The organism is Streptomyces sp. NPDC007856 (genome assembly GCF_042868225.1).
GTDB lineage: Bacteria > Actinomycetota > Actinomycetes > Streptomycetales > Streptomycetaceae > Streptomyces.
In genome coordinates this window covers 151,292-168,685 of the sequence record NZ_JBIAEC010000015.1, presented here as the reverse complement: position 1 = coordinate 168,685, position 17,394 = coordinate 151,292, and the positions used below count along the sequence as shown (strand labels likewise).

The following is a 17,394-nucleotide window of genomic DNA, read 5'->3' as shown; positions in this document are numbered from 1 at the left end:
AAACGGCGTCACTTCGGCGGATGGGCGGTAGCCATGAACGACGGGGCCACCGACTACGCGGGGGTTCCAGGCACTGCCGGGCATGGTGGCGCTGCTGACGCCCGACCTGCTCTTCGCGGACGCCAACGAGGAGTTCCTGCGGCAGTCCGGGCGCACCGCGAGCAGGTGGTGGGGCGCTACCTCTTCGACGTCTTCCCGGAGACCCCAACGACCCGGCGCCTCGGGCATGCGCAACCTGGCCGCCTCCCTGACCCGGGTCGTGGCCACCGGCGAGCGCGACGCCATGGCCCTGCAGCGGTACGACGTCGAGAACTCCGACCGGCCCGGGGAGTGGGAGGAGCGCTACTGGAGCCCGGTCAACGCGCCGGTGTTCGGTCCGGACGGCGAGGTGGTCCTGCTGGTGCACCGGGTCGAGGAGGTGACCGAGCTGATCCGGGCCCGCGGCGGCCCCAGCGGCGGCCCCGCCGACTCCTCGCCCGCCATCGCGAGGAGGACCCCGAGAGCCTCGCGGACGCCGTCCTGCTGGAACTGCTGCCTCCCGGCGGCGCCACCGACGACACGGCGCTGGTCATCGTGCGGCTGTGACCCATGGCCGGACAGGGGCGTCATGGACGGTCCGGCGCCGAGGCCGAGGCCACGAACACCGGCAGGGCCACGAAGAGGCGGTCGCGGGCGGCGCGGGTCCGTTGTTCGGCGAACCACGCCTCCGCCCGGTCCGGGGTCACCGGGCTCTCCCCCGGCGCCCCGGCGCCCGCCACCAGCCCGGCCGGCACAGTGAGGCCGAGCTCATCGGTGAAGACGGCGGTGCGGACCTCGATCGCCACGTCGGTGAACCCGGCGTCCAGCAGGAGCGAGCGGTAGCGGCGCGCGGACCGGGGCGCGGTGACCCGGTCGGCGCGGGCCTGGACGAGGGTGCGGGTCAGCGCGGGGTCGTCGGAGTCGATGACGACCGTGTCCCAGTCCTGGCCGAGGAGCACGATCCGGCCGCCCGGGGAGAGCACCCGGCGCGCCTCCCCCAACGCCCGCTCGGGCTCGGCCAGTTCATGGAACAGCTTGTCCGCGCGGTATCCGCACATCGAGCCGTCCGCCAGCGGCAGCGCGTAGGCGTCCGCCTTCCGCAGATCCGCGTCGGGCCACCGTCGGCGGGCGATCGCGAGCATCGGCTCGGCCGGGTCGATCCCGACGGCCCGCGCACCGCGCGCGGCCAGTTCCGCCACGGCCCGGCCGGTGCCGCAGCCGACGTCCACGACCGGCGCGCCGGGGCGCAGGCGCAGCAGGTCGTAGGAGTGCCGGCGGAGTTGCACGGCGGCAGGGCGCCGTTCCATGGAGTCGAGTACGGCGGCGAGTTCCGCGCCGGAGCGCGGCAGTTGTTCTGTCGGCCTGGTCATGCCGGCCAGAGTGCGACTTAATGTCGGCATGAGGTCAACCGGCGGCTCACCGCCCCTGAGCATCGGCGCGCTGGCGGAGCGTTTCGCACTGGCCCCGCATGTGCTGCGGCACTGGGAGGCGATGGACCTCCTCGCGCCCGCGCGCGACCCGGCGGGACGGCGGCGGTACGGCCCCGCCGACGTCACGCGCGTCGCCGTGATCCTGCGGGCGAAGGAGGCCGGCCTGTCCCTGGACGCCATCCGCTCGCTCACCGCGACGGCGGATCCTGCGGCCAGGCGGACGCTGCTGGAGGGCGAGGCCGAGGCGCTGCGCCGGCGGATCGCGGCGGCGCAGGCCTCGCTGGACCTGATCGAGTGCGCGCTCGGCTGCGCCCACGAGGACATCACCGCCTGTCCGCACTACCGTCAGGCTGTCGGGGCCCGCGTCACCGCGGAGGGGCTCGACGAACGGCATGGGCATGGCCAGTTGCGGTTACAGATGACGACAGGCGCACGCGGCGTGGGCTGGACGAGGTAAGGGGCGAGCCGTTGTTCTACTACCTGCTCAAGTACGTGCTGCTGGGCCCCCTGCTGAGACTGGTCTTCCGGCCCCGGATCGAGGGCCTGGAGAACGTGCCGGACTCCGGTCCCGCGATCGTCGCCGGGAACCATCTGTCCTTCTCCGACCACTTCCTGATGCCGGCGATGCTGCGCCGCCGGATCACCTTCCTCGCCAAGGCGGAGTACTTCACCGGTCCGGGACTCAAGGGCCGGCTCACCGCGTTCTTCTTCCGCAGCGCCGGGCAGATCCCGGTGGACCGCTCGGGCAAGGAGGCGGGGCAGGCGGCGATCCGCGAGGGCCTGAAGGTGCTGCGCCGAGGCGAGCTGCTGGGGATCTATCCGGAGGGCACCCGTTCGCACGACGGCAGGCTCTACAAGGGCAAGGTCGGCGTCGCGGTGATGGCGCTGAAGGCCGGCGTGCCGGTCGTACCGTGCGCGATGATCGGCACGTTCGAGGCCCAGCCGCCCGGGAAGGTCATCCCGAACGTCCGTCCGGTCACCATTCGCTTCGGCAGGCCGCTCGACTTCTCCCGCTACGCCGGCATGGAGCAGCAGAAGGCGATCCTGCGGGCCGTCACCGACGAGATCATGTACGCCATCCTTGCGCTGTCGGAGCAGGAGTACGTCGACGAGTACGCGGCCGTCGTCAAGGAACGGTCGGCCGCGGAGCAGGGCGCCAGGGAGCGCAGGTTCCCGCGGGCGCCGCTCAGCTGACAGGGGCGGCCGGAGAGCCCGGCCGCCCCTCGTCACCGTACGATCCGGATCACGGCTTGGGCGTGGCGTGCGGGCCGCAGGTCACGTCCGCGCCGTCCAGCTTGCCATCGACCAGGTAGGCGTCGACGCGCTGGTTGATGCAGGGGTTGACCAGGCCGGTCACACCGTGGGAGCCCGCGTCCTTCTCGGTGATCAGACGCGAGCCCTGGAACCGCTTGTGCAGCTCGACGGCACCCTCGTAAGGGGTGGCCGCGTCCCGCGTGGACTGCACGATCAGCACCTGCGGCAGATCCTTGTGGGTCCGCACGTCGACCGGGGTCCGCTGCCTGACCGGCCAGGTGGCGCAGGGCAGGTTCATCCAGGCGTTGGCCCAGGTCATGAACGGGTAGCTCTTGTTGAGCTCGGTGTTGTCCCGGTCCCACCTCTGCCAGCTGGTGGGCCACTTGGCGTCGGTGCACTCGACGGCCGTGTAGACGGCGTTGCCGTTCTCGGCGGAGATGTTGCCGGCCGTGTTCGACATGTCGGGGGCGGCGGCGTCGACCAGTGCCTGGGTGTCACCGGCGACGTACTTGCTGAACACCGTGGCGACCGGCACCCACGAGGAGTCGTAGTACGGCGCGCTCTGGAAGAAGGAGATCAGCTCGGCCGGGCCGACGACCCCGCCGATGGGGTTCTTCTTGGCGGTGGCGCGCAGTTGGAGCCACTTGGCCTGGACGGCGTCGCGGGTGGTGCCGAGGTGGAAGGCGGCGTCGTTCGCGGCGACCCAGTCCTCCCAGTCCTTCCAGCGGCCCTCGAAGGCGATGTCCTGGCCCAGGTTGGCCTGGTACCAGATGTTCTCCCGGGCGGGGTTGACCACACTGTCCACGATCATGCGGCGCAGGTGGCCCGGGAAGAGGGTGCCGTAGACGGCGCCGAGGTAGGTGCCGTAGGACACGCCGAGGTAGTTGAGCTTCTTCTCGCCCAGGGCGGCGCGGATGACGTCCAGGTCGCGGGCGGTGTTCGGCGTGGTCATCTGCTGGAGCATCGCCCGGCCGGTGCGCTCCAGGCAGCCGTCCGCGTACTCACGGGCCAGTTTGCGCTGCGCGGTCTTGTCCGCCTCGGTGTCCGGCACCGGGTCCATCTTCGGCGCCTTCACGAACTCCTGCGGGTCCTCGCAGGAGATGGGCGCGGAGTGGCCGACGCCGCGCGGGTCGAAGCCCACGAAGTCGTAGGCCTTGGCGACGTTCGCCCAGACGGGGTTCTTGGTGGTGACCCGGCGCGGGAAGCGCAGGCCGGAGCCACCGGGACCGCCCGGGTTGTAGACGAGGGCGCCCTGGCGCTCCTCCTTGGTCCCCGTGTTGCCGATGCGGTCGACGGCGAGCTTGATCTGCTTGCCGTACGGGTGCGCGTAGTCGAGCGGCACGCTCACCCAGCCGCACTGGATGGGCTTCTCCAGCCCCCATCCCGCCGGGCAGTCCTGCCAGTCGATGCCGGCCTTGGCGGCGCGGGCGGCGGCAATCTCGGCGCCCTTGGCCTCCCGGTCCGGGCCGGGCCGGCCGGCGGCGCTGGCCGCGGGCGCCGAGACGGCACCGGCGATCAGGGTGGCGGTGACGAGCGCTCCCGCCGAACCGAGTGCCAGCAGGCGGCTCTTCGGTCTGTTGTCCCTCAAGTGGGCCCCTCCCCCTACATCAGGATCGCTGCGAGTGGTCAGTTCGGGGGATCCTCTCGGCTGTGAGCCGCCTGAGAACAGGGGGCGCCTGCCATCTTTACCAATCCGATAAACGGAAGGTCATGTTCGGTTGGGGGCCGCGTACTTCAGCCGAGGTAGGTCAGCGCCTCGTCCAGGACCCGCCGCAGGCGCAGTGCGTCCGGTGCCAGGGCACTGACCAGTGCCGCCGGACCGGCCAGCGGTATCAGGGCCGCGCACTCGTCCAGCATCCGCGGCTCGGCTGGCCGCCGGGCGAACTCCGGTCGCACGACGACAAGTTGGCCCACCGCGCGATGCCCCGCCAGCACCGCCGGTCCGTCCCAGCCGCCGGGCGCGCCGGGCCCGCAGGACAGCTGTTGGTCCAGCACCGCGCGGCCCGCGATCCGTACGGTGAGCCTGCTGGTGAGCCGCCCGGGTTCCTCTCCCGTCCGCCCGAGCACCTGCTCCTCGCGCAGCACGAGCCGGGCACCGGCGGCGAGTTCGGCGCGGGTGGTGATGCGCAGGTCGCTGCCGCGGGCCGAGATCAACTGCTCGGGGAGCCAGTGCAGTTCGGCGTCGTCGGCCACGTCCAGCCGTACGTCGTAGCGGGCCCCGCCCTTGGCCTGGCCGGGGAGGGCGAGGGTGGCGGCGGCCGAGCCGACGTGCAGCCGGGCGCCCTCCGCCACGCTCGCCGTGAGCGAGAAGCGGTCGCCGCCGAGCGGGCCGCTCATCGCGCCGACGACCATGACCCTCGCCTCGCGGCCGCTGGACCGGGTGCGGCGCAGGGCAAGCGGGCCGTCGCTGTCCAGTACGGGCAGCGCGGTGCCGCCGCGGCCGTCGGCGCGGGCCACGATCCGCGCGTCCGCCCGGACCCCGGTGGCCGTCACGCCGTCCACGCGGCGAGCCGCTCGCGCACCCAGGCGGCCACCTCGGCGACGCCTCGATCGCCGCGCAACGACTGGAACACGACGGGGAGTTCGGCCCGCTGGACCTTGGCGTCGGCGGCCATCCGGGCGAGGTCGGAGCCGACGTGCGGGGCGAGGTCGGTCTTGTTGACGACGAGCAGGTCCGCGGTGGTGACACCGGGGCCGCCCTTGCGCGGGATGTCGTCGCCGCCGGCCACGTCGATCACGAAGATCTGCGCGTCCACGAGCCCCTTGGAGAAGGTCGCGGTGAGGTTGTCGCCGCCGGACTCGACGAGGATCAGGTCCAGCGGGCCGACCGCGTCCTCCAGGTCCTCCACCGCTTCGAGGTTGGCGGAGATGTCGTCGCGGATCGCGGTGTGCGGGCAGGCGCCCGTCTCCACGGCCGTGATCCGCTCGGGCGGCAGCACGGCCTCCCGGAGCAGGAACTCGGCGTCCTCACGGGTGTAGATGTCGTTGGTGACGACGGCCAGCGACAGCTCGTCGCGCAGGGCCCGGCAGAGCGCGGCGACGGTCGCGGTCTTCCCGGACCCGACGGGCCCGCCGAGGCCGATGCGCAGGGCACGGCGCGAACCGTCGGGACGGCGCGCGTCCGCACCGAGGGCGGCGGGGCCGGAGTGGGTGTGGTCGAGGTGCATGTACGGCTCCAATGTCTGCCACGTTGTGTGGGGTGCGGCGCCGGGCTCAGGAGGCGAACAGCCGAACCGGCCAGGCCGCGTGCCATTCCGCACCGACCTCCAGCAAGGGACCCGACGCGGCCGGCAGCGCGTCGGCGCCCTCGTCGAACACCTTCCGCGCCGCCTCCACCGCCGCGTCCGCGACGCGGTCCAGCTCCGGCGCGAGCCGGGCCAGCACACCGGTCGCATCGAACGGGTCGAGGCTCAAGAGCCGTACCGTGGCCGTCGCCGGCCCGCTCACGCTCTCGTACGCCGCGCAGTACGCCGCGTCGGCAGGCCCCAGCCCGGCCGACCGCGCGGCAACGCCGAGGACCACCGGCTGGTGCGCGCCCTTCGGGAACTGCCCGGCCAGCGCGTCGAGTTCGGCCGACGGCCAGCTGGCCCGTGCCGCCCGCATCAATTGCCGCCCGAGCCTTCGCGCGGCGGTCCGCAGGGCGGGCGACGGTGTCCGGGCGTCCGCCGCCGCGTCCAGCTCCCCGGGATCCGCGCCGAGTACGGCGGCGGCCGCAAGCGCACCGGCGACCAGCCCTGCGGTGTGCAGCCGGCCCCGGCAGAAGTCCTCCAGGCCCGCGGCGGAGGTGATCCGGCCCGCCTTGACGGCGGCCTCCGCCCCGCCGGAGTGCGCGTGCCCTCCGGCGGGGAAACGGCCGTCAGCCAGGACGAGAAGTGCTGCCCGTGACATCACGACACCATCAGAAGAGGAAGTAGCGCTGGGCCATGGGCAGTTCGGCCGCCGGGGTGGCCTCCACCAGTTCGCCGTCGATGTGCACGGCGAAGCTGTCGGGGTCGATCCGGACATCGGGCCGGGCGTCGTTCTCGCGCATGTCGGCCTTGGTCACCGCGCGCGTGGACGCGATCGCCACGAACCGCTTGCCGAGCCCGAGCCGCTCCGGCAGCCCGTCCTCGATCGCCAACGGGGCCACGAAGTTCACCGAGTTGGCGGCCGGAGCCCGGCCGATCGCGCCGTACATCGGGCGGGGCAGGATCGGCTGCGGGGTGGGGATGGACGCGTTGGCGTCACCCATCTGCGCGTAGGCGATCTGCCCGCCCTTGAGCACGAGCTGCGGCTTGACCCCGAAGAACGCCGGCTCCCACAGCACGAGGTCGGCGAGCTTGCCGGTCTCCACGGAACCGATCTCGGTGGCGAGGCCCTGGGCGAGGGCCGGGTTGATCGTGTACTTGGCGACATATCGACGCACGCGGTGGTTGTCCGCGCGACCGTCACCGGGCAGTGCCCCGCGCCTGCGCTTCATCACATGGGCGGTCTGCCAGGTACGCAGAACGACCTCGCCGACCCGGCCCATGGCCTGGGAGTCGGAGGAGATGATGGAGATCGCGCCGAGGTCGTGCAGGACGTCCTCCGCGCCGATGGTGGACGGCCGGATCCGGGACTCGGCGAACGCCAGGTCCTCGGGGACGGTGGGGTTGAGGTGGTGGCACACCATCAGCATGTCGAGGTGTTCCTCGGCGGTGTTGACGGTGTAGGGGCGGGTCGGGTTGGTGGAGCTGGGCAGCACGTTGGGCTGTGAGACCACGGTCATGATGTCGGGCGCGTGCCCGCCGCCGGCGCCCTCGGTGTGGTACGAGTGGATGCCCCGGCCCGCGATCGCGGCCAGGGTGTCGCCCACGAAACCGGCCTCGTTCAGGGTGTCCGTGTGGATGGCGACCTGAATGCCGGTCCGGTCCGCCACGGTCAGCGCGGCGTCGATGACGGCCGGGGTCGAGCCCCAGTCCTCGTGCAGCTTCAGGCCGGCCGCGCCGCCCCGGATCTGGGAGAGCATCGCCTCGTGCGAGACGGTGTTGCCCTTGCCGAGGAAGCCGATGTTGACCGGGTAGGCCTCCATCGCCTCGAACATCCGGGCGAGGTGCCAAGGTCCGGGCGTGACGGTGGTGGCCTTGGAGCCCTCGGCGGGGCCGGTGCCGCCGCCCACCAGGGTGGTGATGCCGGAGGCCAGCGCCTCGTCGGCGATCTGGGGGCAGATGAAGTGGACGTGCGCGTCGATGGCACCGGCGGTGAGGATCCGCCCGTTGCCCGCGATGATCTCGGTCTCGGGACCGACGACCAGGTCGGGGTGGACGCCGTCCATGGTGTCCGGGTTGCCCGCCTTGCCGATCGCGGCGATCCGGCCGTCGCGGATGCCGACGTCCGCCTTGACGATGCCCCAGTGGTCGACGATGACGGCGCCGGTGATCACGGTGTCGGGGGTGCCGTCGGCCCGGGTGGCGCGGGACTGGCCCATGGACTCGCGGATGACCTTGCCGCCGCCGAACACCGCCTCGTCGCCGGAGCCGCCGGGTCCGCCGCAGCGGTCCTCCTCGATCTCGATCAGCAGGTCGGTGTCGGCGAGCCGGATACGGTCACCGGCGGTGGGGCCGAACAGGTCGGCGTAGGCGCCGCGCGAGATCTCAGGCATCGAGGGCACCTCCGGTCTCCCCGCGCAGCCCCGGCACGATCCGGGCGCCGGCGAGGGGGACGAGCTCGACGTCGACGGGGATGCCCGGCTCGAAGCGCACGGCGGTGCCGGCGGAGACGTTCAGGCGTTTGCCGCGGGCCGCGGCACGGTCGAACTCCAGGCCGGGGTTGGCCTCGGCGAAGTGGTAGTGGGAGCCGACCTGGACCGGCCGGTCGGCGGCGTTGAGGACGGTGAGTCGGGTGACCTCACGGCCCTCGTTGAAGACGACCGGGTCGTCCGCGAACAGGATCTCTCCGGGAATCATCGTGGGCCCCTTCAGATGATCGGGTCGTGGACGGTGACGAGCTTGGTGCCGTCCGGGAAGGTGGCCTCGACCTGGACGTCATGGATCATCTCGGGGACCCCCTCCATGACGTCGTCCCTGGTGAGGAGCTTGCGACCGGAGGACATGAGTTCGGCGACCGTACGGCCGTCACGCGCGCCTTCGAGGATGTGCGACGTGATGAGGGCGACCGCCTCCGGGTGGTTGAGCTTGAGCCCGCGGGCCCTGCGCTTCTCGGCCACATCGGCTGCCACATGGATCAGCAGCCTCTCTTGCTCGTGCGGGGTCAGTTGCACGTCCCACCTCACAGTCCTTGCTCCGGACCGTGCGGGGTCCGGTTTCCGCAGCCATCGCGACGGGGATAGGTGTAACACGCAGACAAATCCCCGGATCGTCCTCAATCCGGGCAGAAAAACCCCTGATGGCGTGGATCGGCAGGCTAGAACGCCGGAGTTTCAGCGACGTTAACCAGACCTTGATCCACAGCTGACCGTGCGATGGGGTCCCCGATACCCGCCCGGGTCAGGACCCGCCCGGGCCGCGGTGCTCGGCGGCCGTGCCGGGACCACGATGTTCGGCGGCGATCCCGAACCGCTGCTGTTCGCGCGCGGCGGAACCGACCTCGCGGACACCCGAGACCGAGCTGACGACCTGCTCCCCGGCCGGCTCCGCCAGGGCGTCCAGCCGCTCCAGATCGGCGGCCGACACCAGCGCGACCAGCGGCTTGCCGTGCCGCGTCACGACGACGCGCTCACCGCCGTACACCACGCGGTTGATCAGGTCGGCGAGCTCAGCCCTGGCTTGTGTCACCGGAATCTCGTACGCCATACCCCAACCTTACGTCACGTACGTCCTGTACATTTTTTACAGAAGCCGAGCCCGCGTCGGAGGCCCGTGCGATGAGAAGGGGTGTCCCATGTCCCGAGCGTTCGCCCGTCATGTCCTGCCCGAGTTCACCGAGCGCACCAGCAGCGGCGCCCGCACGCTCGATCCCTACGGCAAGTTGTTCGAGGACCGGATCGTCTTCCTCGGGACCGCGCTGGACGACGTGGCCGCGAACGACGTGATGGCGCAGTTCATGTACCTCGAACACGCGGCCCCGGACCGCGACATCACGCTGTACGTCAACTCGCCCGGCGGTTCGTCCAGTGCGCTGACGGCGGTCTACGACACGATGCGCTACGTCAGTTGCGACGTGGCCACGTACTGCCTGGGCCAGGCCGCCTCCCACGCCGCCCTGCTGCTCGCGGCCGGCACGCCGGGCAAGCGGTTCACCCTGCCCGGCGCCCGCATGGTCCTCTCCCAGCCCCAGCTCGCCGAACCGGTGCAGGGCCAGCCCAGCGACCTGCTCATCCAGGCCGAGGAGTTGGCCCGGGTCCGCGCGCTCACGGAGGAGATCCTGGTACGGCACACCGGGCGCACGGCCGAAGAGGTACACCGCGACCTGGAGCGGGACCTGGTCCTGGACGCCCCCGCGGCGGTGGCTTACGGGCTGGTGGACGCCGTCGTGCCCAGTCGGCGGCGCACCCCCGGCGCACCGGACGCGAGGTGAGCCGCCGATGCTGCCGGACCTGCCGCCGCTGCCCGCACTGACGCGAGCCGAGGGAGAGCTGATCGACCGTTACCTGGAAGCCGCCGACCTGCTGGGCCGCGTCAACCCGGCGCACGGCGGGGACACCTATCGCGGGCTGCGCGCCGCACAGGCCCTGGTACGCAAGGCCGCAGAGCTGCGTGACGCCCTCGCGTCGATGCACCGGCGGGGCGAGGCGGAGCTGCACGGGGACACGCTGGCACGGGCTTTGCGGGTGCTGGACGGTGAACGCCGTACCGCGCGCGTCGCGCTCCCGACCGACGGCGTCGGCTGATCCGGACGCCGGACCAGCCGGACGGGATCCGGTCGTCGACCGGCGCCGCGCGGGCGGGACTTGAAACGGGCCGAACGACGGACCGCCGACCGGTGTATATCCGGATCGTTCCCCGGGCCTCCCGACTTGCGTTCCACGCCGGTTCGTGGCTCGCGGAAAAGCGCATAGCCCCAGGTCGGGCGGTACGCACGGGATCTGACGATGTCTCGAACATCCCACGCTCCACCCGAACGGGTGAGTGGTGAGTAACGCCACAAATCCACGGATGCATTGGGATTTTCGGACCGGTGTGAGCGAAGATCCCGTCCGACGACAAGCCCCCGCCACCGCGGCGGGGCGGTCCGGGCGGACGCCGAGTCCTGCCGCCGCCCGGACGACCGGTCGACAGGAGTGGATCGGCAGGAGTGGAGGACCCAAGCAAGACGGGTCGCCGGTACGGATGTTCGTCTGCTCGTCGCAGACGGTCTGAGGTTCCGGGCAGCCCTTGGGGTGAAGCCGCGGCAACGCGGCCGGGCAACTTCGCCAGCCCGAATCCGACAGGTCATCCTTCACAGGCGGCTGACGAAGGGTTGCGCATGACTGCGCTCAATCGTGTCCCGTCGCTCATGGCCCGGGCCGGTACGGCCTCGGCCCTCACCCTCGCCGCCGTCGGCGGCTCGATCGCGGTCCCCGGCCTCGCCCCCGATGCCTCGGCCGCGACTCTCGCGGCGAAAGCACTGCAGGTCGCGGCCTCCAAGGAGGGGGCCCCGTACCAGTACGGGGCCACCGGGCCGCGCAGGTTCGACTGCTCGGGGCTGACGCTCTATGCGTTCAAGAAGGCGGGCAAGACCCTGCCGCGTACCGCCGCCCAGCAGTACAACAAGACGCACCACATCTCCGCCGGCCGTCGCCAGGCCGGTGACCTGGTGTTCTTCCACTATGGTTCCTACGTCTACCACGTCGGCATCTACGCCGGGCACGGCAAGATCTGGCACGCACCGAGGACCGGGGACGTGGTACGGCTCCAGAAGCTCTGGACCAAGAGCGTCTGGTACGGCCGGGTCAGCTGACCCGCCGTCAGGGCGGGAGCGGCTCCAGCAGCAGGGCCGCTCCCAGCTCCGTCAACGCCACCCCGGTGCCGCCTGGAGCCCACGGGCGTGCCCGGGGCCGGCGCGGTGATGTACCCAGGCGGTCCGCCTCGAGGCCCTGCACCCGTCGCAGCCCCCGCGCCCCCTCGCCCCCGCCCCCTCGTCACCCCATGTTCCCCCCTCACGGCACCCCCGCCCGGAGGGCTACGGCTCCTGTGGGCCCGCCGGGACCGGCTCGGCCGGGATGATCCAGGGGAGTTCGATGGAGACCGTCTTGCCGCCCTCTCGGGTGGGGCGGACGCGGAGTTTGCCGCCGCACTCCGCGGTGAGCCAGCGGATGATGACCATGCCGCGGCCGTTGTCCTGCTGGACGGCGGCGGGCAGTCTCTTCGGAAAGCGCGGATGACTGTCGGTGACACCGATGCGAAGGTGTTCGTCACGGTCCAGGGCGATGTCAACCGTGAAGGTGGGTGATTGACCGAAGGTGTGCTGTACGGCATTTGTGGCGAGTTCGGAGACGATGAGCCGCACGGTGTCAGCCGCGTCGGTGTCCGACGGCAGGCCCCACTCCGCGAGCGTGCCCACGACATACGTGCGGGCGGCGGAGACCGAAGCGGGATCGCTCGGCAGAGTGACGGATGCTTCCAGATGGTCTGCCATGGCGACGTCGTCCCTTTCCCACGGGACCGCGGTCCGACACGGAGCCGGATGGTTCGAGTACGGTCCCGGACTGGTGCTTGCTCGTCAGCCTGCCACCACGGGGCCGGTCACGGGGAGCCATCCACCAAGAAGTGCATATATCTGTCGCTCGAAGCGGTGAACTCTACGACGCGAAACCGTATTTGGGCGGCCCGGAAGGAGTAAGGAGGAGCCCATGCAGAACGGGCCGGCAGTGCGCCGCCGCAAACTGGGCGCCGAACTGCGCACGCTGCGCGCCGGTGCTGGGCTCACGAGCGGTGAGGCGGCCCGGCTGGTCGGCTGGCACCAGTCGAAGGTCAGCCGTATCGAGACCGGTGCCAGTGGTGTGAAACCAGCCGATGTGCGCTTACTGCTCGACGCCTACGAGGTGCGGGACGGGCAACTGCGCGAGCTGCTGCTGATACTGGCGGGCTCCGAGGACACGGGCGACCGGCACCGCTGGTGGCACGCCTACCGCGGGGTGCTCCCACCCGCGTACCGGGACTTCATCAGCCTGGAGTCGCAGGCGAGCACGATGCGCACCCTGGAAACCACGGTCGTACCCGGCCTGCTGCAGACGCCCGAGTACGCCCGCGCGGTGACCCGGGCGGCCGTCGCGGACCTGGACGAGGAAGGCCTGGACGCGCTGGTGGAGGTACGGCTGGCCAGGCAGGACGTGCTCCGCGCCGACCCGCCGCTGGAGCTGAGCGCGGTGCTGGACGAATCGGTACTACGGCGCGAGGTCGGCGGCCCCGAGGTGATGGCCCGGCAGCTTCGGCGGCTGATGCAGGCGGCCCGGTTGCCCCAAGTCCGGCTCCAGGTGCTGCCGTTCGGCGCCGGAGCGCATGTCGGCGTCAACGGAGCTTTCGTTATTTTCTCATTTCCGAGCACTTCTGATCTGGACGTGGTTGTTCTCGACCAGTTGACGAGTAGCCTCTACCTGGAGCGGAAAGAAGACCTCATGGCCTATGCGGAGGCCTTCGACACCCTTCGGATGCACGCCCTTTCCCCTGAGGACACGTTGGATTACATCGCCGGGATAGGTGACGGCGCGTAAGGAGGCACCATGTCAGCCATGCCTCGGAACGTCCCTGCCAGTACCGACCTGCACGACGTGCGCTGGCTGCGCAGCAGCTACAGCACGGGAGCCAACAACTGCGTGGAGACGGCCCGGCCGCGCTCCGGCCCCGGGGCCGGACTGCTCGCCGTGCGCGACTCCAAGAACCCGGCCGGACCCGCGCTGCTCTTCTCCGCCGAGAGCTGGGCCGGTTTCCTCACCGCCCTCTGACCCGAAGACGACCCCGGTCCGAAGACGACCCCGGTCCGAAGACGACCCCGACCCGTAGACGACCCCGACGCGAGGACGACTCGCGCGAAGCACGGCCGTGTCACGCCGACTCATGGTCGCGTTTCGCCGATCACCCGTACAGCGCGTTCGATCTCGGCCCCGGACAGGTCCGCGCGGGCGGTCAGCCGCAGCCGCGAGATGCCGTCGGGCACGGAAGGAGGACGGAAGCAGCCCACGGCCAGCCCCGCGGTACGGCAGTCGGCCGCCCAGCGCACCGCCTGCTCCGGGGACGGAGCCCGTACGGAGACCACCGCGGCGTCCGGACGCACCGCTTCCAGACCCGCGGCCGTCAGCCGTGCGTGCAGTTCCGCGGCCACCGCACGGGCGCGCGCCGCGCGCTCCGGTTCGCGGACGAGCAGCCGCAGTGCGGCGAGCGCCGCACCGGCCGCCGCCGGGGCCAGGCCCGTGTCGAAGATGAAGGTCCGGGCGGCGTTGACCAGATGGTCGATCACCCGCGCCGGGCCGAGCACCACTCCGCCCTGGCTGCCCAGCGACTTGGACAGGGTGGCCGTGACCACCACGTCCGCGGCGCCCGCGAGACCGGCCGCATACGGCGCGCCCCGGCCGCCGTCGCCCAGCACCCCGAGCCCGTGCGCGTCGTCCACGACCAGTCCCGCCCCGTGCTCCCGGCACGCCTGCGCCAGCTCGGCCAGCGGCGCCCGGTCGCCGTCCACCGAGAACACGGTGTCGGACACGACGATCGCCGGCCCCTGATGAGTGGCCAGCGCCTTGCGCACCGCTTCGGGGTCGGCGTGTCCGACGACCTGCCGCTCGCCCCGGGCGAGCCGGCAGCCGTCGATGAGGGAGGCGTGGTTGCCGGCGTCGGAGACGATCAGCGAGCCGTGCGGCCCGAGCGCGGTGACCGCGGCCAGGTTGGCGGCGTACCCGGAGGAGAAGACGAGCGCCGCCTCGAAACCGCAGAATTCGGCCAGCTCGCGCTCCAGCTCGGTGTGCAGCTCGGTGGTGCCGGTGACGAGCCGGGAGCCGGTGGACCCGCCGCCCCAGGTCCGGGCCGCCCGGGCGGCCCCTGCGGTGACCTCGGGGTGGTGTGCGAGGCCGAGGTAGTCGTTGCTCGCCAGGTCCAGCAGGGGCGAGTCGGCGGGGCGCGGACGCAGGGTGCGGACGAGTCCGGCGCGGCGGCGCGCCTCGGCCTGCTCGTCGATCCAGCCGAACGCCATGGGTCCTCCGGGGCTTTTGTAGGTAGCGGACAGACCCTAGCGGCACGAGCAGCCGCCCAGGGTGTGGCAATACCCACACGGTGAACCGTCTCCGTTGTGCAAACTCTCCTTGGCCCCAGGCGGTCCCGTAGGACAGGATCAGGCCTCATGGACCTGCTGAACACGCTGGTGGACAAGGGGCTTCGGCGCGAGCTGCCGACCCGCGAGGAAGCGCTCGCCGTTCTGGCCACCTCCGACGACGACGTACTCGATGTGGTGGCCGCGGCCGGAAAGGTGCGCCGGCACTGGTTCGGGCGACGGGTGAAACTCAACTATCTGGTGAACCTCAAGTCGGGCCTGTGTCCGGAGGACTGCTCCTACTGCTCCCAGCGGCTCGGCTCCAAGGCCGACATCCTGAAGTACACCTGGCTCAAGCCCGACGAGGCCTCTCAGGCGGCCGCCGCGGGCCTCGCGGGAGGCGCCAAGCGGGTCTGTCTGGTGGCCAGCGGGCGCGGCCCGACGGACCGTGACGTGGACCGGGTCTCGGAGACCATCCGGACCATCAAGGAGCAGAACGAGCACGTCGAGGTGTGCGCCTGCCTCGGTCTGCTCTCCGACGGACAGGCCGAGCGGCTGCGCGAGGCGGGCGCGGACGCCTACAACCACAATCTCAACACGTCCGAGGGGACCTACGCGGACATCACGACCACGCACACGTACGCCGACCGGGTGGACACGGTGCAGAAGGCGCACGCGGCCGGTCTGTCCGCCTGCTCCGGTCTGATCGCGGGCATGGGCGAGAGCGACGAGGACCTGGTCGACGTGGTCTTCTCGCTGCGCGAACTGGATCCGGACTCGGTGCCGGTGAACTTCCTCATCCCGTTCGAGGGCACCCCGCTGGCCAAGGAGTGGAACCTCACCCCGCAGCGCTGTCTGCGGATCCTCGCGATGGTCCGGTTCGTCTGCCCGGACGTGGAGGTCCGGATCGCGGGCGGCCGCGAGGTCCATCTGCGCTCGATGCAGCCGCTCGCGCTGCACCTGGCCAACTCCATCTTCCTCGGCGACTACCTGACCAGCGAGGGCCAGGCCGGCAAGGCCGACCTGGAGATGATCGCGGACGCCGGGTTCGAGGTGGAGGGCGCCGGCGAGGTGACACTGCCCGAGCACCGGGTCGAGGCCGGGTCCGGCTGCGGCTCGGTGTGCGGCTCGCACGAGGGCTGCGGCTCGCACGAGAGCGGCGACGCGTGCGGTACGGCGGCCGCGCCGACCGCGCAGGAGGCGCGCACCGACCTCGTCGCCGTGCGCCGCCGTGGCGCCGGAACGGACCTCGCGCCCAATGTCTGATCTGCCCGACCTGACCGACCTGACCGTGCCCGAGCTGCTGGAGCTGGACCGACGGCATGTGTGGCATCCGTACGGTCCGATGCCCGGCCGTGTCGAACCGCTCGTCGTGGAGTCGGCGAGCGGGGTCCGGCTGCGGCCGGCCGACGGCTCGGGCGAGTTGGTGGACGGCATGTCGTCGTGGTGGTCGGCGATCCACGGCTACAACCACCCGGTCCTCAACGAGGCGGCGCACGACCAGCTCGGCCGGATGAGCCATGTGATGTTCGGCGGGCTGACGCACGAGCCGGCGGTACGGCTGGCGAAGCACCTTGTCGACATGTCACCTGATGGCCTGGAACACGTCTTCCTCGCCGACTCCGGCTCGGTGTCGGTCGAGGTCGCGGTGAAGATGTGCCTGCAGTACTGGCGCTCGCTCGGCCGGCCCGGCAAGCAGCGGCTGCTGACCTGGCGGGGCGGCTACCACGGCGACACCTGGAACCCGATGTCGGTGTGCGACCCGGAGGGCGGGATGCACGCGCTCTGGTCGGGTGTGCTGCCGCGCCAGATCTTCGCGGACGCACCGCCGGCGGAGTACGAGGAGTCGTACGCAGTCCATCTGCGCGAACTGATCGCCCGGCACGCGGACGAGCTGGCCGCGGTGATCGTGGAGCCGGTCGTGCAGGGCGCGGGCGGCATGCGCTTCCACTCCCCCGCCTATCTGCGGGTGCTGCGCGAGGCGTGCGACGCACACGACGTCCTGCTGGTGTTCGACGAGATCGCCACCGGCTTCGGCCGTACCGGCGCGCTGTTCGCGGCGGAGCACGCGGGCGTCACCCCGGATGTCATGTGCGTGGGCAAGGCGCTGACCGGCGGCTATCTGACGCTGGCGGCCACGCTGTGCACCCCGCGGATCGCCGACGGCATCTCGCGGGGCGAGGTGCCCGTGCTGGCGCACGGCCCGACGTTCATGGGCAACCCGCTGGCCGCGGCCGTGGCCTGCGCCTCCATCGAACTGCTCCTGGCACAGGACTGGCGGGCGGAGGTCAAACGGATCGAGGCGGGCCTGTGGGAAGGCCTCACGCCCGCTCGTGAGCTGGCGGGCGTCCGCGATGTCCGCGTCCTCGGGGCGATCGGCGTCGTCCAGCTCGACCACGAGGTGGACATGGCCGCGGCGACCGCGGCCGCCGTCCGGGAGGGTGTCTGGCTGCGCCCCTTCCGCGACCTGATCTACACGATGCCGCCGTACATCACCTCGAACGAGGACGTGGCGAGGATCGCACGCGCGGTGTGCGCCGCGGCGCGGGAGGGATGA

Annotated in this window: 21 protein-coding genes, 1 pseudogene and 1 riboswitch; of the genes and pseudogenes, 10 read left to right on the top strand and 12 right to left on the bottom strand. The window is 71.6% G+C overall.

The window, feature by feature from the left end; genetic code table 11:
• Nucleotides 1-82: 82 nt before the first annotated feature.
• A pseudogene (locus ACFYOH_RS31955) lies at nt 83-370 on the top strand (protein phosphatase); the annotation flags it as partial.
• Here the strand turns inward: ACFYOH_RS31955 and ACFYOH_RS31950 are convergent.
• Together ACFYOH_RS31950 and ACFYOH_RS31945 are read right to left on the bottom strand one after the other, a co-directional pair.
• Entirely contained in the window at nt 343-609 is a 267-nt protein-coding gene (locus tag ACFYOH_RS31950; RefSeq protein WP_388632999.1) for a hypothetical protein, read from the bottom strand. The pseudogene ACFYOH_RS31955 and the gene ACFYOH_RS31950 overlap by 28 nt on opposite strands.
• Entirely contained in the window at nt 606-1,388 is a 783-nt protein-coding gene (locus tag ACFYOH_RS31945; protein ID WP_388632779.1) for a methyltransferase domain-containing protein, read from the bottom strand. The genes ACFYOH_RS31950 and ACFYOH_RS31945 overlap by 4 nt, the downstream gene beginning before the upstream one ends.
• Nucleotides 1,389-1,416: 28 nt before the next feature.
• Here ACFYOH_RS31945 and ACFYOH_RS31940 point away from each other — a divergent pair, with 28 nt between their 5' ends.
• Together ACFYOH_RS31940 and ACFYOH_RS31935 are read left to right on the top strand one after the other, a co-directional pair.
• Nucleotides 1,417-1,905 carry a MerR family transcriptional regulator gene (locus tag ACFYOH_RS31940; protein WP_388632776.1) on the top strand — a complete coding sequence of 163 codons (489 nt, stop codon included), beginning with the start codon at nt 1,417-1,419 and terminating at the stop codon, nt 1,903-1,905.
• A gap of 11 nt (nt 1,906-1,916) precedes the next feature.
• Nucleotides 1,917-2,642 carry a lysophospholipid acyltransferase family protein gene (locus ACFYOH_RS31935; RefSeq protein ID WP_388632773.1) on the top strand — a complete coding sequence of 242 codons (726 nt, stop codon included), beginning with the start codon at nt 1,917-1,919 and terminating at the stop codon, nt 2,640-2,642.
• A gap of 49 nt (nt 2,643-2,691) precedes the next feature.
• On the opposite strand, the gene ACFYOH_RS31930 is transcribed toward ACFYOH_RS31935, so the two are convergent.
• The 8 genes from ACFYOH_RS31930 to ACFYOH_RS31895 all read right to left on the bottom strand — a co-directional run bounded on the left by ACFYOH_RS31930 (nt 2,692) and on the right by ACFYOH_RS31895 (nt 9,472).
• A complete protein-coding gene (locus ACFYOH_RS31930) occupies nt 2,692-4,290 on the bottom strand; it encodes an alpha/beta hydrolase (RefSeq protein WP_388632770.1) in 1,599 nt (532 codons plus the stop codon).
• A 146-nt stretch (nt 4,291-4,436) separates the two neighbouring features.
• A complete protein-coding gene (locus ACFYOH_RS31925; protein WP_388632767.1) occupies nt 4,437-5,195 on the bottom strand; it encodes an urease accessory protein UreD in 759 nt (252 codons plus the stop codon).
• Nucleotides 5,192-5,869: an urease accessory protein UreG gene (ureG, locus tag ACFYOH_RS31920; protein WP_388632764.1), complete on the bottom strand. Its 678-nt coding sequence runs from the start codon at nt 5,867-5,869 to the stop codon at nt 5,192-5,194. Before ureG ends, ACFYOH_RS31925 begins: the two co-directional genes overlap by 4 nt.
• 46 nt (nt 5,870-5,915) lie before the next feature.
• Nucleotides 5,916-6,590, bottom strand: a complete 675-nt coding sequence (locus ACFYOH_RS31915) for an urease accessory protein UreF (protein ID WP_388632761.1) — start codon at nt 6,588-6,590, stop codon at nt 5,916-5,918.
• 10 nt (nt 6,591-6,600) lie between these two features.
• Nucleotides 6,601-8,322: an urease subunit alpha gene (locus tag ACFYOH_RS31910; RefSeq protein ID WP_388632759.1), complete on the bottom strand. Its 1,722-nt coding sequence runs from the start codon at nt 8,320-8,322 to the stop codon at nt 6,601-6,603.
• A complete protein-coding gene (locus tag ACFYOH_RS31905; RefSeq protein ID WP_388632756.1) occupies nt 8,315-8,626 on the bottom strand; it encodes an urease subunit beta in 312 nt (103 codons plus the stop codon). The genes ACFYOH_RS31910 and ACFYOH_RS31905 overlap by 8 nt, the downstream gene beginning before the upstream one ends.
• 11 nt (nt 8,627-8,637) lie before the next feature.
• Nucleotides 8,638-8,940, bottom strand: coding sequence for an urease subunit gamma (locus tag ACFYOH_RS31900; protein WP_388632753.1), 303 nt, complete (start codon nt 8,938-8,940; stop codon nt 8,638-8,640).
• A 226-nt stretch (nt 8,941-9,166) separates the two neighbouring features.
• A complete protein-coding gene (locus tag ACFYOH_RS31895; RefSeq protein ID WP_388632750.1) occupies nt 9,167-9,472 on the bottom strand; it encodes a type II toxin-antitoxin system Phd/YefM family antitoxin in 306 nt (101 codons plus the stop codon).
• An 88-nt stretch (nt 9,473-9,560) separates the two neighbouring features.
• Here ACFYOH_RS31895 and ACFYOH_RS31890 point away from each other — a divergent pair, with 88 nt between their 5' ends.
• The 3 genes from ACFYOH_RS31890 (at nt 9,561) to ACFYOH_RS31880 (ending at nt 11,558) form a co-directional block, all read left to right on the top strand.
• Complete coding sequence (locus ACFYOH_RS31890; protein ID WP_388632747.1) at nt 9,561-10,196, top strand: ATP-dependent Clp protease proteolytic subunit; 636 nt, start codon at nt 9,561-9,563, stop codon at nt 10,194-10,196.
• Between the two features lie 7 nt (nt 10,197-10,203).
• A complete protein-coding gene (locus ACFYOH_RS31885) occupies nt 10,204-10,509 on the top strand; it encodes a hypothetical protein (RefSeq protein ID WP_388632744.1) in 306 nt (101 codons plus the stop codon).
• A 340-nt stretch (nt 10,510-10,849) separates the two neighbouring features.
• Nucleotides 10,850-11,081: riboswitch (cyclic di-AMP (ydaO/yuaA leader) on the top strand.
• A 3-nt stretch (nt 11,082-11,084) separates the two neighbouring features.
• Nucleotides 11,085-11,558, top strand: coding sequence for a C40 family peptidase (locus ACFYOH_RS31880; protein ID WP_388632742.1), 474 nt, complete (start codon nt 11,085-11,087; stop codon nt 11,556-11,558).
• Nucleotides 11,559-11,780: 222 nt separating this feature from the next.
• Here the strand turns inward: ACFYOH_RS31880 and ACFYOH_RS31875 are convergent, their stop codons facing one another.
• On the bottom strand, nt 11,781-12,236 hold the full coding sequence (locus ACFYOH_RS31875; RefSeq protein WP_388632739.1) for an ATP-binding protein: 456 nt from the start codon (nt 12,234-12,236) through the stop codon (nt 11,781-11,783).
• A 214-nt stretch (nt 12,237-12,450) separates the two neighbouring features.
• Here ACFYOH_RS31875 and ACFYOH_RS31870 point away from each other — a divergent pair, with 214 nt between their 5' ends.
• Nucleotides 12,451-13,311, top strand: a complete 861-nt coding sequence (locus ACFYOH_RS31870) for a helix-turn-helix domain-containing protein (protein ID WP_388632737.1) — start codon at nt 12,451-12,453, stop codon at nt 13,309-13,311.
• A 9-nt stretch (nt 13,312-13,320) separates the two neighbouring features.
• Entirely contained in the window at nt 13,321-13,542 is a 222-nt protein-coding gene (locus tag ACFYOH_RS31865) for a DUF397 domain-containing protein (protein ID WP_388632734.1), read from the top strand.
• A gap of 110 nt (nt 13,543-13,652) precedes the next feature.
• Here the strand turns inward: ACFYOH_RS31865 and ACFYOH_RS31860 are convergent, their stop codons facing one another.
• Nucleotides 13,653-14,780: an 8-amino-7-oxononanoate synthase gene (locus ACFYOH_RS31860; protein ID WP_388632731.1), complete on the bottom strand. Its 1,128-nt coding sequence runs from the start codon at nt 14,778-14,780 to the stop codon at nt 13,653-13,655.
• A gap of 147 nt (nt 14,781-14,927) precedes the next feature.
• On the opposite strand from ACFYOH_RS31860, the gene bioB reads away from it, so the two are divergent.
• A complete protein-coding gene (bioB, locus tag ACFYOH_RS31855; protein WP_388632728.1) occupies nt 14,928-16,103 on the top strand; it encodes a biotin synthase BioB in 1,176 nt (391 codons plus the stop codon).
• Complete coding sequence (locus ACFYOH_RS31850; protein ID WP_388632726.1) at nt 16,096-17,394, top strand: adenosylmethionine--8-amino-7-oxononanoate transaminase; 1,299 nt, start codon at nt 16,096-16,098, stop codon at nt 17,392-17,394. Before bioB ends, ACFYOH_RS31850 begins: the two co-directional genes overlap by 8 nt.

Bases quoted from the DNA above. Each gene is read 5' to 3' on its own strand.
- bioB (WP_388632728.1), top strand. From the start codon at position 14,928: ATGGACCTGCTGAACACGCTGGTGGACAAGGGGCTTCGGCGCGAGCTG.
- ACFYOH_RS31880 (WP_388632742.1), top strand. From the start codon at position 11,085: ATGACTGCGCTCAATCGTGTCCCGTCGCTCATGGCCCGGGCCGGTACG.
- ACFYOH_RS31875 (WP_388632739.1), bottom strand. From the start codon at position 12,236: ATGGCAGACCATCTGGAAGCATCCGTCACTCTGCCGAGCGATCCCGCT.
- ACFYOH_RS31885 (WP_388632744.1), top strand. From the start codon at position 10,204: ATGCTGCCGGACCTGCCGCCGCTGCCCGCACTGACGCGAGCCGAGGGA.
- ACFYOH_RS31870 (WP_388632737.1), top strand. From the start codon at position 12,451: ATGCAGAACGGGCCGGCAGTGCGCCGCCGCAAACTGGGCGCCGAACTG.
- ACFYOH_RS31865 (WP_388632734.1), top strand. From the start codon at position 13,321: ATGTCAGCCATGCCTCGGAACGTCCCTGCCAGTACCGACCTGCACGAC.
- ACFYOH_RS31890 (WP_388632747.1), top strand. From the start codon at position 9,561: ATGTCCCGAGCGTTCGCCCGTCATGTCCTGCCCGAGTTCACCGAGCGC.
- ACFYOH_RS31945 (WP_388632779.1), bottom strand. From the start codon at position 1,388: ATGACCAGGCCGACAGAACAACTGCCGCGCTCCGGCGCGGAACTCGCC.
- ACFYOH_RS31910 (WP_388632759.1), bottom strand. From the start codon at position 8,322: ATGCCTGAGATCTCGCGCGGCGCCTACGCCGACCTGTTCGGCCCCACC.
- ACFYOH_RS31915 (WP_388632761.1), bottom strand. From the start codon at position 6,590: ATGTCACGGGCAGCACTTCTCGTCCTGGCTGACGGCCGTTTCCCCGCC.
- ACFYOH_RS31905 (WP_388632756.1), bottom strand. From the start codon at position 8,626: ATGATTCCCGGAGAGATCCTGTTCGCGGACGACCCGGTCGTCTTCAAC.
- ACFYOH_RS31950 (WP_388632999.1), bottom strand. From the start codon at position 609: ATGACGCCCCTGTCCGGCCATGGGTCACAGCCGCACGATGACCAGCGC.
- ACFYOH_RS31895 (WP_388632750.1), bottom strand. From the start codon at position 9,472: ATGGCGTACGAGATTCCGGTGACACAAGCCAGGGCTGAGCTCGCCGAC.
- ACFYOH_RS31850 (WP_388632726.1), top strand. From the start codon at position 16,096: ATGTCTGATCTGCCCGACCTGACCGACCTGACCGTGCCCGAGCTGCTG.
- ureG (WP_388632764.1), bottom strand. From the start codon at position 5,869: ATGCACCTCGACCACACCCACTCCGGCCCCGCCGCCCTCGGTGCGGAC.
- ACFYOH_RS31940 (WP_388632776.1), top strand. From the start codon at position 1,417: ATGAGGTCAACCGGCGGCTCACCGCCCCTGAGCATCGGCGCGCTGGCG.
- ACFYOH_RS31860 (WP_388632731.1), bottom strand. From the start codon at position 14,780: ATGGCGTTCGGCTGGATCGACGAGCAGGCCGAGGCGCGCCGCCGCGCC.